General features: G+C 67.7%; 10 protein-coding genes. 8 read left to right on the forward strand and 2 right to left on the reverse strand.

Going from position 1 to position 12,103, the window contains the following annotated elements; translation table 11 throughout:
• Window positions 1–164 precede the first annotated feature (164 nt).
• From CUJ89_RS36980 to CUJ89_RS37015, 8 genes are all read left to right on the forward strand, one after another.
• Window positions 165–1,577, forward strand: a complete 1,413-nt coding sequence (locus CUJ89_RS36980) for a PLP-dependent aminotransferase family protein (protein WP_114182343.1) — start codon at window positions 165–167, stop codon at window positions 1,575–1,577.
• Window positions 1,578–1,685: 108 nt separating this feature from the next.
• On the forward strand, window positions 1,686–2,657 hold the full coding sequence (gene eutB / locus CUJ89_RS36985; protein WP_114182344.1) for a hydroxyectoine utilization dehydratase EutB: 972 nt from the start codon (window positions 1,686–1,688) through the stop codon (window positions 2,655–2,657).
• Between the two features lies 1 nt (window position 2,658).
• On the forward strand, window positions 2,659–3,663 hold the full coding sequence (locus tag CUJ89_RS36990; protein WP_114182345.1) for a cyclodeaminase: 1,005 nt from the start codon (window positions 2,659–2,661) through the stop codon (window positions 3,661–3,663).
• Between the two features lie 10 nt (window positions 3,664–3,673).
• Entirely contained in the window at window positions 3,674–4,882 is a 1,209-nt protein-coding gene (gene doeA / locus CUJ89_RS36995) for an ectoine hydrolase DoeA (protein WP_114182346.1), read from the forward strand.
• A 4-nt stretch (window positions 4,883–4,886) separates the two neighbouring features.
• Window positions 4,887–5,912: a N(2)-acetyl-L-2,4-diaminobutanoate deacetylase DoeB gene (gene doeB / locus CUJ89_RS37000; RefSeq protein ID WP_114182347.1), complete on the forward strand. Its 1,026-nt coding sequence runs from the start codon at window positions 4,887–4,889 to the stop codon at window positions 5,910–5,912.
• Between the two features lie 13 nt (window positions 5,913–5,925).
• Complete coding sequence (locus CUJ89_RS37005) at window positions 5,926–6,396, forward strand: Lrp/AsnC family transcriptional regulator (protein ID WP_114182505.1); 471 nt, start codon at window positions 5,926–5,928, stop codon at window positions 6,394–6,396.
• Between the two features lie 120 nt (window positions 6,397–6,516).
• Complete coding sequence (locus tag CUJ89_RS37010) at window positions 6,517–7,995, forward strand: NAD-dependent succinate-semialdehyde dehydrogenase (RefSeq protein WP_114182348.1); 1,479 nt, start codon at window positions 6,517–6,519, stop codon at window positions 7,993–7,995.
• Window positions 7,996–8,015: 20 nt separating this feature from the next.
• Window positions 8,016–9,410, forward strand: a complete 1,395-nt coding sequence (locus CUJ89_RS37015; RefSeq protein ID WP_114182349.1) for an aspartate aminotransferase family protein — start codon at window positions 8,016–8,018, stop codon at window positions 9,408–9,410.
• 320 nt (window positions 9,411–9,730) lie between these two features.
• Here CUJ89_RS37015 and CUJ89_RS37020 read toward each other — a convergent pair whose 3' ends face one another.
• Together CUJ89_RS37020 and CUJ89_RS37025 are read right to left on the reverse strand one after the other, a co-directional pair.
• Window positions 9,731–10,462: a hypothetical protein gene (locus tag CUJ89_RS37020; protein WP_114182350.1), complete on the reverse strand. Its 732-nt coding sequence runs from the start codon at window positions 10,460–10,462 to the stop codon at window positions 9,731–9,733.
• 227 nt (window positions 10,463–10,689) lie between these two features.
• Window positions 10,690–12,075 carry an MFS transporter gene (locus tag CUJ89_RS37025; RefSeq protein ID WP_114182351.1) on the reverse strand — a complete coding sequence of 462 codons (1,386 nt, stop codon included), beginning with the start codon at window positions 12,073–12,075 and terminating at the stop codon, window positions 10,690–10,692.
• Window positions 12,076–12,103: the final 28 nt, after the last annotated feature.

The raw sequence follows: 12,103 nt of genomic DNA on the forward strand, positions 1-12,103 counted from the left end.
GAATTCCGACACGACCCTCTCCGGGCTCGCTGCGCTCCGGGCACGCCGATTGCGCCGCCCGGTTCGACCCGTAACGTCCTGCTTTCGCGCGCGATTGCCCTAGGACAATATTTTCAGGGTGTCTTTCTGAGCGACCATGCGGAAGCCAAGACGGAGACATCGAGATGGGACGGACCGAGGTATCGGCAGGCTGGCGCGACGCGCTCGGCGCGGTGCACGGCATCGAGTCGAAATACAAGCGGCTCGTGAAGGCGATCGCCACCGACATCGAGAACGGCGCGCTCGCGCCGGGCACGCGGCTCGCGCCGCAGCGCGACGTCGCGTCGAGCCTCGGCGTCAGCGTGCAGACCGTCACCAACGCGTACAAGGAACTGGAGAGACAGGGGCTGATCCGTTGCGAAGTCGGCCGCGGCAGCTTCGTGGCGGCACGCGTGACCGAATCGATGTCGAACTACATGCTCGACACGGCCGAGCGCGAACTCGTCGACTTCTCGATCGCGCGCATCGTCCATACGCCGGAGCACGATGCCGCGTGGCGGGCCGTCTGCGCGGCGCTGGCCGGCACCGACGACCAGCCGTGGATCCGCTCGTTCCGGCCGATCGCGGGCCTCGACGCGCATCGCGAGGCCGGTGCCGCGTGGCTTGCGTCGTTGAACATGCCGGTGCATCCCGAAGCGCTGCTGGTCACGAACGGCGCGGCGCACGGCATCTTCCTTGCGCTTGCATCGATCGTCGGGCCGGGCGACACCGTGCTGTGCGAGAGCCTGACCGATCACGGCGTGATCGGCTCCGCGAACGTGCTCGGGTTTACGCTGAAGGGGCTCGAGATGGACGAGCACGGCATGCGTCCCGAACATTTCGAGGAGATGTGCGACGGCGAGCGGATCACCGCGCTCGTCTGCACGCCGACCCTCAATAACCCGACCGTGTCGCTGATGACGGATTCGCGGCGGCGGTCAATCGCGCGCATCGCGACACGCTACGGCGTGTACGTGATCGAGGACGACGTGTACGGCCCGCTGCCCGAGAAGACGGGCACCCCGATCGCGAGCCTGATTCCGGAGCTCGGCTTCTACTGCACGAGCATGACGAAATCGGTGCTGACGGGGTTGCGCACCGGCTATCTCGCGATGCCGAGGCGGCTCGCGCTGCGCGTCGAGAGCGTGCTGCGCGTGAGCAGCTGGATGGCGACGTCGCCGATCGCGGAGATCGCGACGCGCTGGATCGCCGACGGCACTGCGCGCCGCCTCGTCGAACTGCAGCGCCAGCGGCTCGCCGCGCGCCAGGAGATGGTGAAGGCCGCGCTTGGGCCCTACGTGCTCGGCGCGCATCCGAATGCGCTGTCCGCATGGCTGCGCGTGCCTGACTACTGGCAGGCCGACCGGCTCGTGCGCGAATTGCGCACGCGCAAGATTGCGGTGACGTCGCCCGATCCGTTCCTCGTCGGCGGCACGGAGCGGCCGAACGCGGTGCGCGTGTGCATCGGCGCCGAGACGACGGATGCCGCGTGCAACGCGGCGCTCGAGACGATCGCGGGCGTGTTCGAGCAGTATCCGCACCTGAACGATTTCCACTGAACCGACGGCGTCGGCACGCACGCCGCGCGCAATGTATCAGGACATTCGAAAGCGCGATTTGGAACATTAGACTGGATCGCATCACATCCATCGTGAGGCGTGCGTTCCATGTCCTTCCTGTCGCTGTCCGACGTCTACCGTGCGCGCCGTCGTCTCGCCGGGCAGGCGGCCGGCACGCCGCTCGTCGCGTCCGCCGCGCTGTCCGCGCGCGTCGGGGTGCCTGTCTACCTGAAACTCGAAACGCTGCAGCCGACCGGCAGCTTCAAGCTGCGCGGCGCCACCCATGCGCTCGCGGAACTCGCGGCGCAGCGCGTGACGCGCGTCGTCACCGCGTCGACCGGCAATCACGGCCGCGCGCTTGCGCATGCGGCGCGCGCGCTCGGCATCGAGGCGACCGTCTGCATGTCGTCGCTGGTGCCGGCCAACAAGGTCGACGCGGTGACGGCGCTCGGCGCGCGTGTCGTGATCGTCGGCGACAGCCAGGACGACGCGCAGGTCGAGGCGCGACGCCTCGTGTGCGACGAAGGCTATGCGTACGTGCCGCCGTTCGACGATCCGCGCATCATCGCGGGCCAGGCGACGATCGGCGTCGAGATTCTCGAAGCGCTGCCCGACGCGGCGACGCTCGTCGTACCGCTGTCGGGCGGCGGCCTCTTCAGCGGCGTCGCGTTTGCCGCGAAGGCAATCCGGCCGCCGGTCGAGATGATCGGCGTATCGATGGCGCGCGGTGCCGCGATGCACGCGAGCCTCGCGGCCGGCCACCCGGTCGACATCGACGAGCAGCCGACGCTTGCCGATTCGCTCGGCGGCGGCATCGGCCTCGACAACCGCTACACGTTCGAGATGACGCGCGCGCTGGCCGACGACGTCGTGCTGCTCGACGAGCCGTCGATCGCGCGCGGCATCGCGTATGCGTATCGCGAGGAGCGGCTGGTCGTCGAAGGGGCCGGCGCGGTCGGCATCGCCGCGTTGCTCGACGAGCGGATCGTGCGCCGCGATCGCGGCGGCCAGATCGTGGTCGTCGTGAGCGGCGCGAACATCGACATGGCCGTGCATCGCCGGCTCGTTTCGGAGAACTGACATGGCCCATCCCGTCACCTTGCTCGGGCAGGCGCAACTGCGTGCGCTGGTACCGCTCGATCTTGCCGCGATCGACCAGGTCGAGGCCGCGTTCGCGTCGCTTGCGACCGACGCCGTCGCGATGCCGCCGATCCTGAATCTCGCGCTGCCGGAACGCCACGGCGAAGTGGACGTGAAGACGGCCTGGCTGCCGCGCTTCGACAGCTTTGCGATCAAGGTCAGCCCCGGCTTTTTCGACAACCCGTCGCTCGGGCTGCCGAGCCTGAACGGCTTGATGCTCGTGCTGTCCGCGCGCACCGGCCTCACCGAAGCCGTGCTGCTCGACAACGGCTACCTGACGGCCGTGCGCACCGCGGCGGCCGGCGCGGTGGCCGCGCGCCGGCTCGCGCGCGCCGATGCGCGCCGCGCGGCGATCGTCGGCGCGGGCGAACAGGCGCGGCTGCAGCTCGCTGCGCTGATGCTCGTGCGCGACATCACGCACGTGACGGTATGGGCGCGCGATACCGCGCGGGCCGCGCAGTTCGCCGCCGACGTGCGCGCGGCGCAGGGCATCGATGCGATCGTTGCGCGGTCGGTGCATGCGGCGCTCGCCGACGCAGACGTCGCGGTGACGACGACGCCGAGCCGCGAGCCGCTGGTGCACGCGGAAGACCTGCATCCGGGGCTGCACGTGACGGCGATGGGTTCCGACGCCGACTACAAGACCGAACTCGCGCCGTCGGTGTTCGGCGCTGCGCGCTACTTCTGCGATCGCCTGCAGCAGACCCGCGTGGCCGGCGAACTCGCGCACGCAATCGCGGCCGGTGCGGTCGCGGCCGACGCCGTTTTTCCCGAACTCGGCGAAGTGATCGTCGGCCGTCGCGACGGGCGCACGCACCGTGACGACATCACGATTTGCGACCTGACCGGTACCGGCGCGCAGGACACCGCGATTGCCGTGCTCGCGCTGCAGCGCGCCAGCGCAGCGGCGGTGGGCACGATTTTTCACAACGACCTCACGACCTGAGAGGAGACAGATGTCCGCAGTCATCGAAACCTACCCAGCCGCGCCGCGTCTTGCGTTCGCGCGCAGCGAATACGCCGCGCGCCTCGCGAAGACGCGCGCGGCGATGCAGCGGGCCGGCATCGACCTGCTGATCGTCACCGACCCGACGAACATGGGCTGGCTGACCGGCTATGACGGCTGGTCGTTCTACGTGCACCAGTGCGTGCTGCTGCCGATGGACGGCGAGCCCGTGTGGTTCGGCCGCGGCCAGGACGCGAACGGCGCGAAGCGCACGGCCTTCATGGCGCACGATAACATCGTCGGTTATCCCGATCACTACGTGCAGTCGACGGCGCGCCATCCGATGGACTACCTGTCGACCGAGGTGATCGCGGCGCGCGGCTGGAGCACGCTGCGCATCGGCGTCGAGCTCGACAACTACTACTTCAGCGCGGCCGCCTATGCGTCGCTGCAGCAGCACCTGCCGGCCGCGCGCTGGGTCGATGCGACCGCGCTCGTCAACTGGCAGCGCGCGGTGAAGTCGCCGCGCGAGATCGAGTACATGCGCGTGGCCGCGCGCATCGTCGAGCGGATGCACGCGCACATCGTCGAGACGATCGAGCCGGGCATGAAGAAAAACGACCTGGTCGCGCAGATCTACGCGACCGGAATCGGAGGCGCGGACGGCTTCGGCGGCGACTATCCGGCGATCGTCCCGCTCTTGCCGACGGGCGCCGACGCGGCCGCGCCGCACCTGACCTGGGACGACACGGCGTTCGCGCGCGGCGCCGGCACGTTCTTCGAGATCGCGGGCTGCTACCGCCGCTATCACTGCCCGCTGTCGCGCACCGTCTATCTCGGCAAGCCGCCCGCGCACTTCATCGAAGCCGAGCGCGCAGTGGTAGAAGGCATCGAGGCCGGGCTCGCCGCCGCGAAGCCCGGCAACGTGTGCGAGGACATCGCGAACGCGTTCTTCGCGGTCCTGCGCCGTGCGGGCATCGAGAAGGACAGCCGCTGCGGCTACCCGATCGGCGCGAGCTATCCGCCCGACTGGGGCGAGCGCACGATGAGCCTGCGCCCGGGCGACCGCACGGTGCTCGAACCCGGCATGACGTTCCATTTCATGCCGGGGCTGTGGCTCGACGACTGGGGGCTGGAGATCACCGAAAGCATCCTGATCACCGACACCGGCGTCGAGACGTTCTGCAACACGCCGCGCAAGCTGTTCGTGAAGGAGTAGGACGATGCGTGTTTCCCCGATCACGCCGACCGTCGATTTCGACGCGGACGGCGAACAGCACGGCTTCCTGAAGCTGCCTTACTCGCGCGATGACTCCGCGTGGGGCGCGATCATGATTCCGGTGACCGTCGTGAAGCGCGGCGACGGGCCGACGGTGTTGCTGACCGGCGGCAATCACGGTGACGAATACGAAGGGCCGGTCGCGCTGTCGAAGCTCGCCGGTTCGCTGAAGGCAGCCGACGTGACCGGCCGCGTGATCGTCGTGCCATTCATGAACTACCCGGCATTCCGCGCCGGGTGCCGCACGTCGCCGATCGACGCGGGCAACCTGAACCGCAGCTTCCCGGGGCGGCCCGACGGCACCGTGACCGAGAAGATCGCCGACTACTTCCAGCGCCACCTGCTGCCGCTCGCGACGCACGTGCTCGACATCCACGCGGGCGGGCGCACGCTCGACTTCGTGCCGTTCGCGGCGATCCACGTGCTGGAAGACCGCGACCAGCAAGCGCGTTGCGAGCGTGCGATGCGCGCGTTCGGCGCACCGTATTCGATGCGCATGCTGGAACTCGACAGCGTCGGGCTCTACGACAGCGCGGCCGAGGAAGCCGGCAAGGTGTTCGTGTCGACCGAGCTGGGCGGCGGCGGCACGTCGACGGCGGCGAGCGTCGCGATCGCCGAGCGCGGCGTGCGCGGCTTTCTCGCGCATGCCGGCGTGCTCGCGCCGCGCGGCAACGATCGCGGCGGCGCGCGCACGACGACGCTGCTCGACATGCCGGACGGCTCGTGCTTCACGACCAGCGAGCATCGCGGGCTGCTCGAGATGTGCGGCGATCTCGGCAGCGAGGTCGAGGCCGGAGACGTGCTCGCGCGCGTGCACGACATCGACCGTACGGGCGTCGCGCCGGTCGAGTACGTCGCGCGGCGGCGCGGGCTGCTCGCCGCGCGGCACTTTCCGGGCATCGTGCAGGCCGGCGACACGATCGCGGTGGTCGCCGACATCGTCGAACGCCATATCCCGGTGGCCGCATAGGGTGACGCATAAGGTGATCAAGCTCGACCGATACGACCTCGCGATCCTGCGCATCCTCGAGCGCGACGGGCGCATCACGAAGTCGAAGCTGGCCGAGGCCGTGAACCTGTCGATCTCGCCGGCCTGGGAGCGCGTGCGCAAGCTCGAGGAAAGCGGCGTGATCCGCGGCTATCGCGCGGACGTCGACTGGATCGGCGCGTGCTCCGGCAGCCGCATCGTCGTCGAGGTGACGCTGTCGCGGCACACCGCGCCCGACATGCGGCGCTTCGAGGATCGCGTGGGCGCGGCGCCCGAAGTCGCGCAGTGCTACGCGACGGGCGGCGGCGTCGACTACGTGCTGCAGGTGGTCGCGCGCGACATCGACCACTACCAGCGCTTCATCGATGCGTTGCTGATGGAAGACCTCGGCATCGAACGCTATTTCACATACATCGTGACGAAGGTCGTGAAGTGCGAATCCGGCGGCGCGCCGGACTGGCTGTAAAAGTTCGCGCCGGCGCGCGGCAATACGGAAAAAACCGCAAGCGCCGGCCGCGGAAACCGAAAATCTCGCATGCGACGGCACGGCAGAATGAAGCTCGTACCCACCACGAGGAGACGCAGCATGCTGCCCGGACACCCCGTTCTGTTCAAGTCGACGTGCTACGTCGACGGTCGCTGGATCCACAGCGACAGCGCCGCGACGGTCGCCGTCGTGAACCCGGCCGATCAGGCCGTGATCGGGCACGTGCCGATGCTCGAACGCGCACAGATCGTCGCGGCCGTCGACGCCGCGCAGCGCGCGTACGCAACCTGGCGCTGGACGCCGCAGGCCGTGCGCAGCGCGGCCTTGCTGCGCTGGCATGCGCTGATCCTGCGCCATCTCGACGATCTGGCTGCACTGCTGTCGCTGGAGCAGGGCAAACCGCTCGCCGAAGCATGCGGCGAGATCCGCTATGCGGCGAGCTTCGTCGAGTGGTTCGCGAACGAGGCGAAACGCTTCGCAGGCCGCACGATCCCGACGCATATCGACGGCGCGCATCTCGGCACAGTGATGGAGCCGGTCGGCGTCGCGGCGCTGATCACGCCGTGGAATTTTCCGGCCGCGATGATCGCGCGCAAGGCTGCCGCCGCGATCGCGGCGGGCTGCACGACCGTCGTGAAACCCGCGCACGAGACGCCGTTCTCGGCGCTCGCGCTGGCGCAGCTCGCCGACGAGGCCGGTTTGCCGGCCGGGGTGTTCAACGTCGTGCTCGGCGAGCCGCAGATGGCGATGGAAACGCTGGTCGGCGATGCGCGGGTGCGCGCGGTGAGCTTCACCGGATCGACGCGCGTCGGGCGGCTCGTGACCGAGACCGCCGCGCGGGCCGGCATCCGGAAGATCGCGCTCGAGCTGGGCGGCAATGCGCCGTTGATCGTGACCGAGGATGCGGAAGTCGATCAAGCCGTCCGGATCGCCGTCGGCGCGAAGTTCCAGACCTCCGGGCAGGACTGCTGCGCGGCGAACCGGATCCTCGTTGCGCGACCGCTCTACGACACGTTCGTCAGTCGTTACGCGAGCGCGGTGCGTGAGCTGAAGACGGGGCCGGCGTTCGAGCCGGGCGTCGAGGTCGGTCCGCTGATGCACCAGGCCGCGTTCGACGCGACGGCGGCGCGCGTCGAGGATGCGCGTGCGCGCGGCGCGCGCATCGTCGCGGGCGGCCGGCCGCATGCGCTCGGCGGCTGGTTCTACGAGCCGACCGTGATCGCGGATGCCGCGCCCGGCATGCGCGTGTACGACGAGGAAAACTTCGCGCCGATCTCGGCGGTCAGCGCGTTCGACACGCTCGACGAAGCCGTGGAGCGGGCGAACGACACCGAGTACGGCCTCGCCGCGTACGTGTGCGCGACGCGCATCGACACGATCTTCCAGCTCGTGCGGCGGCTCGATTTCGCGATGGTGTCGGTCAATGGCGTGAAATTCACCGGCGCGCCGATCCCATTCGGCGGGATGAAGGCGTCGGGCCTCGGGCGCGAAAGCGGCGCCGAAGGTTTCGAGCCGTTCACCGAAACCAAGTACTTCTGCCTCGGCAATCTCGGCCTGCCCATTGCGGCGACGGCCTGACCCATTCAAAGGAGCTCATCATGAAACCATCGATCGACGCACTGCTGCGCGAGGACCGCGCCCATTTCATGCACCCGTCGACGCACGCGTACGACCACGAGACCGGTGCGCTGCCCGGCAAGATCGTGCGCGGCGGCGACGGCATCCGCATCGAGGACCATCAGGGCAAGCGCTATATCGATGCGTTCGCCGGCCTCTACTGCGTGAACATCGGCTACGGACGCACGGAAGTCGCCGAAGCGATGTACGAACAGGCGAAGCAGCTCGCGTATTACCACACGTATGTCGGCCACTCGTCGGACGCGATCATCGAGCTGTCGTCGCGCATCATCGACTGGGCGCCGGCGGGAATGAAGAAGGTCTATTACGGAATGTCGGGTTCCGATGCGAACGAGACGCAGGTCAAGATCGTCTGGTACTACAACAACGTGCTCGGCCGCCCGAACAAGAAGAAGATCGTCTCGCGCGAGCGCGGCTATCACGGCTCGGGCATCGTGACGGGCAGCCTCACGGGCCTGCCGAGTTTCCACCAGCATTTCGACCTGCCGATCGACCGCGTGAAGCATACGGTGTGCCCGCACTGGTATCGCAACGCACCGGCCGGCATGAGCGAAGCGCAGTTCGTCGCGTATTGCGTGGACGAACTCGAGAAGCTGATCGCGCGCGAAGGCGCAGACACGATCGCGGCGTTCATCGCGGAACCGGTGATGGGCACGGGCGGCATCATCGAAGCGCCGACCGGCTACTGGCCCGCGATCCAGGCCGTGCTGCGCAAGCACGACATCCTGCTGATTTCGGACGAGGTCGTGTGCGGGTTCGGACGTCTCGGCTCGAAGATGGGTGCGCAGCACTTCGGGATCGAACCCGACCTGATCACGGTCGCGAAGGGGCTGACGAGCGCGTATGCGCCGCTGTCGGGCGTGATCGTCGGCGAGAAGGTGTGGGACGTGATCGCGCGCGGCTCGCAGGAGCACGGGCCGATGGGGCACGGCTGGACCTATTCGGGCCATCCGGTGTGTGCGGCCGCCGCGCTGGCGAACCTCGCGATCCTGGAGCGCGAGAACCTCGTCGGCAACGCAGGTGAAGTGGGCGCCTATTTCGGCACGAAGCTGCGCGACGCGTTCGGCGCGCATCCGCTCGTCGGCGAGGTGCGCAGCGTCGGGATGCTGGCCGCGCTGGAGTTCATGGCCGACAAGGATGCGCGCAAGCCGTTCGATCCCGCGCTGAAGATCGGCACGCAGGTGTCGGCCGCGGCGCTGCAGCGCGGCGTGATCGCGCGCGCGATGCCGCACGGCGACATTCTCGGTTTTGCGCCGCCGCTGGTGATGACGCGCGCGGAGGCCGACGAGATCGTCGCGATCGTGCGGGAAGCGGTCGATGAGGTCGCGGAGCGGAATTTGTCGGTCGCGGGGTAAGCGCTGTTTGGTGGTGATGCGCGCGTTCGGCGCGCGAGAAGACGCCGTCGCACGGGAGTGCGGCGGCATTTTTCATGATGGACTCGGGTTCGAGATGCGCGATTCGCCATCTCGACGCCGCAGCGACGTCTGCCGAAATGTCTTCACGTGTCCCGGGGCGCGACGCTTGAATCGGATGCTCGGATTTCCGCAGGTGTCGCTTGCCGACACGAAGTGGTCCGTCATGATGTCGAACGCTCAGCGACGCTTTGCGAAGCGGACCGACGACACCTGACTCAGGTCGACCCGTTGCCGTCCGTCGTCTTTCCACAAAAAATCGTTCAGCAAGCATTCTCCAGCCCGTAGAAACGGTAAAACTGCGTAATCGGGGCGTCGACCGCGAGCGCTTGCAGGGGGAAGCTGCGAGCCAGTGCGTGGAAATCCGTCGCACCCGACAGCCGTTGCATGAACTCCTCGGCCATAGCGACTTTGACAGCACCGTAGCGGTCCAGAAACTGTCCCCAAAGAGACATGTTGCCAAAACGAAATTCGGCTACTTTAGCGCTCGCTACGTAGTTCGCCGGGAAACATCGCTGATAAGCACGGACGTTATAAAGCCAGGAAGTTCCTGCGACACGAACGACCGCTCGCTCGGTTCGCCGAACGTGGTCGAACAGCGAACGGAGTTCTGCCAGTCTCGCGGCCAGGCATGGCGTGCTTAGAGGGGAAACCGCGGACGGCTCCCTATTGTGGAAGTGGATGCGGACGCACTCTGCGTCCTGCCTGGCGTACGAGAAACAGCCGAATGTCGCGACGAGTAACGGTGGCTGGAGATCTTTCGGTCGTCCGGCAAAGAAACGATACGTCCAGTCGCAGATGTCGGCTGCTTCGCTCAAACCGTCAATGTAACGACGCCAAATCGGATGATCCTGGTTAAAAGCACGCCCTAGTCCAAATCGGACGTAGAGATTCGTGTATTCCAGCAACGCTCGTTCCAAAGGCACATCGATCACGCGTGCAACGGTTTGTGCAAAGCGGATTTGCAGATCGAAGAATCCTTTGCTGTATTGCATGGCGGCGCGCTCCTCCAGGAAAGGTTGTCACCGATTGAGCCTTCAGGCATCCCGCTGGAATCGACTGGTGACGGCCTGTCGACGCAGCGTGACATGTTTGGCTGCTTTCCGGTGAGGCGGCGCCGACACTTCCGCCCCGAAACGCACATCGCCCGCCGTCCGTTGCCGGACGGCGGGCGATGCAATGGATGCCGTTTATGGGAAGCCGGGAACCGCCGCGTCGCGTGTCAGCCCGGTTGACCGGGAACGGTCTCCCCGCGCAGCGAGCACCCGCGTGTCTCGATCACCGCGGACAGCGCGACCAGCCCGACCGCGCAGGCCGCCATCATGTAGTACGCGGGGATCAGCGCGTTGCCGGTCTTGCCGATCAGCCAGTCGTTGACGATCGGCGCGGTGCCGCCGAACAGCGACGTCGACACGTTGTACGCAATCGCCATGCCCGCATACCGGACGTGGGTCGGGAACATCGCCGGGAACATCGCGGAAATGGTCGCGAGCTGCGGCACGTAGAGCACGCCGAGCACCGCGAAGCCGATGAATGCGCCGAGCGTGCCGTGCGTCATCAGCGTGAACATCGGCACGGCCGCGACGAACAGCCCGACCAGCGAGATCCACCACATCGTCTTGCGGCCGACGCGGTCGGACAGCCAGCCGGCGAACGGCAGCAGCACCATCATCGCGAGCATGCCGATCAGCGGGATCAGCAGCGACATGTTCTCGCCGACGCCGAGCTCCTTGTGCATGTAGGTCGGCATGTACGCGAGCAGCACGTAGTTGACGACATTCAGCGCAACGACGAGCCCGCCGAGCAGCAGCAGCGGCTTCGCATAGCGCACCAGCAGCAGCTTGACCGGCATCGCGGCCATCGCGCGCTTTTCGCGGCGCTGCGCCTGTTCCTCGAGCTCGCGGAACACCGGCGTTTCCTCGAGGCGCGAGCGCAGGTAGAAGCCGATCAGGCCGAGCGGCGCCGCGACGAGGAACGGCAGGCGCCAGCCCCATCCATGCATCGCGGTGTCGCCGAGCAGCAGTGCGAAGCCGAGCATCAGGAACGCGCCGAGCGAGAAGCCGGCGAGCGTCGCGAATTCGAGGAAACTGCCGCACAGGCCGCGCCGCGAATCCGGCGCGTATTCGGCGATGAAGGTCGCGGCGCCGCCGTATTCGCCGCCGGTCGAGAAGCCCTGCACCATGCGCAGCACGATCAGCGCGGCGGGTGCGAGCCAGCCGGCCGTCGCATAGGTCGGCAGCAGGCCGACGAGCAGCGTCGCGCCCGACATCGTCAGGACGGTCAGCGCGAGCACGCGCTTGCGGCCGAGCCGGTCGCCGAGCGGCCCCCAGAACAGGCCGCCGAGCGGACGGATCAGGAACGAGATCGCGAACGTGCCGAGCGCGAACAGCGTCGCGCTCGTAGTGTTGCCGGGAAACAGCGCGGCGGAAATGTATGCGAGTCCGTACGCGTAAATGCCGTAATCGAACCATTCGGTCGCATTGCCGAGGGCAGCGGCCGCGATCGCGACCCGCGGCAGGCTGTGCGGCTCGTCGCCGCGCTGGGAAGCCGTTTCGTCGGGAACGGACGAGGCGGCGGAAACGGAAGTCCACGATGGCACGTATCGCATGAGGGATCCTCGCTATCAGCATGCGCCC

It is taken from the genome of Burkholderia pyrrocinia (assembly GCF_003330765.1).
Taxonomy (GTDB): domain Bacteria; phylum Pseudomonadota; class Gammaproteobacteria; order Burkholderiales; family Burkholderiaceae; genus Burkholderia; species Burkholderia pyrrocinia_B.

Excerpts from the sequence above, each read along its gene's own strand:
- CUJ89_RS36980 (WP_114182343.1), top strand. The coding sequence starts at position 165 with ATGGGACGGACCGAGGTATCGGCAGGCTGGCGCGACGCGCTCGGCGCG.
- eutB (WP_114182344.1), top strand. The coding sequence starts at position 1,686 with ATGTCCTTCCTGTCGCTGTCCGACGTCTACCGTGCGCGCCGTCGTCTC.
- CUJ89_RS36990 (WP_114182345.1), top strand. The coding sequence starts at position 2,659 with ATGGCCCATCCCGTCACCTTGCTCGGGCAGGCGCAACTGCGTGCGCTG.
- doeA (WP_114182346.1), top strand. The coding sequence starts at position 3,674 with ATGTCCGCAGTCATCGAAACCTACCCAGCCGCGCCGCGTCTTGCGTTC.
- doeB (WP_114182347.1), top strand. The coding sequence starts at position 4,887 with ATGCGTGTTTCCCCGATCACGCCGACCGTCGATTTCGACGCGGACGGC.
- CUJ89_RS37010 (WP_114182348.1), top strand. The coding sequence starts at position 6,517 with ATGCTGCCCGGACACCCCGTTCTGTTCAAGTCGACGTGCTACGTCGAC.
- CUJ89_RS37015 (WP_114182349.1), top strand. The coding sequence starts at position 8,016 with ATGAAACCATCGATCGACGCACTGCTGCGCGAGGACCGCGCCCATTTC.
- CUJ89_RS37020 (WP_114182350.1), bottom strand. The coding sequence starts at position 10,462 with ATGCAATACAGCAAAGGATTCTTCGATCTGCAAATCCGCTTTGCACAA.
- CUJ89_RS37025 (WP_114182351.1), bottom strand. The coding sequence starts at position 12,075 with ATGCGATACGTGCCATCGTGGACTTCCGTTTCCGCCGCCTCGTCCGTT.